This window comes from Vibrio sp. 03_296 (genome assembly GCF_002265885.1).
Map to the genome: position 1 here is coordinate 1 of NZ_NPKW01000821.1, position 991 is coordinate 991.

Annotated in this window: 1 protein-coding gene and 1 pseudogene; both read left to right on the plus strand. The window is 44.9% G+C overall.

Annotation, left to right across the window (positions count from 1 at the left end; translation table 11 throughout):
• The first annotated feature begins 7 nt into the window (after positions 1-7).
• Positions 8-124, plus strand: a complete 117-nt coding sequence (locus CIK04_RS35805; RefSeq protein ID WP_369597180.1) for a hypothetical protein — start codon at positions 8-10, stop codon at positions 122-124.
• Between the two features lie 234 nt (positions 125-358).
• Positions 359-991, plus strand: a pseudogene (locus tag CIK04_RS28145) (RNA polymerase sigma factor region1.1 domain-containing protein); the annotation flags it as partial.

The following is a 991-nucleotide window of genomic DNA, read 5'->3' on the forward strand; positions in this document are numbered from 1 at the left end:
CCCCAATATAACCACAGGCCAATTGCTAGAAAGCTGGCGTGGCAGCCAGAATGAACAGCTTCTGTCTCGTTTAGCAGGTTGGGAAATCCCCTCGACGATGACAATGAAGAAGACATATTTTTAGACTCGCTGGACAAGATTCTTGACTCAGTGTGTTGAAAAGCAAATTGAGAACCTGCAGGCAAAAGATAGAAGCATCGGCTTATCAGCCGATGAAAGAAGGGAGCTTATGGCACTCATGCTAGATTTAAAAGCGTAACCCTGTTTAATTAGTCAGCAACAATTTTATTTGCTATAGTTAGTGGTTTGCATTTCGCATACTAATTCCTTCACCAGATTACGAAGTTGGATACCGTCTATGGATCATAATCCGCAGTCACAGCTAAAACTACTTGTCATCCGTGGCAAAGAGCAAGGCTATCTGACCTACGCCGAAGTAAATGACCACCTACCTGCTGAAATCGTAGATTCAGAACAGGTGGAAGATATCATTCAGATGATTAACGACATGGGCATCAAAGTAGTAGAAACTGCTCCTGATGCTGATGACCTAGCGCTGAGTGATGAATCAAACATTACCGACGAAGATGCTGCCGAAGCAGCCGCTGCTGCGCTTTCAAGCGTAGAGAGCGAAATTGGTCGCACTACAGACCAGTGCGCATGTACATGCGTGAAATGGGAACCGTTGAACTTCTAACTCGTGAAGGCGAAATCGACATCGCTAAACGAATTGAAGATGGTATCAACCAAGTACAGTCCTCTGTTGCTGAATACCCAGGAACCATTCCTTATAYTCTTGAACAGTTCGACAAAGTACAAGCGGAAGAACTTCGCCTCACTGACCTTATCAGTGGTTTTGTTGATCCAAATGCAGATGAAACGGCTGCTCCAACCGCAACACACATCGGTTCAGAGCTTGCAGAATCTGATTTGGAAGATGAAGACAACACCGACATCGACGATGAAGACGAAGATGAAGACGAAGATGGTG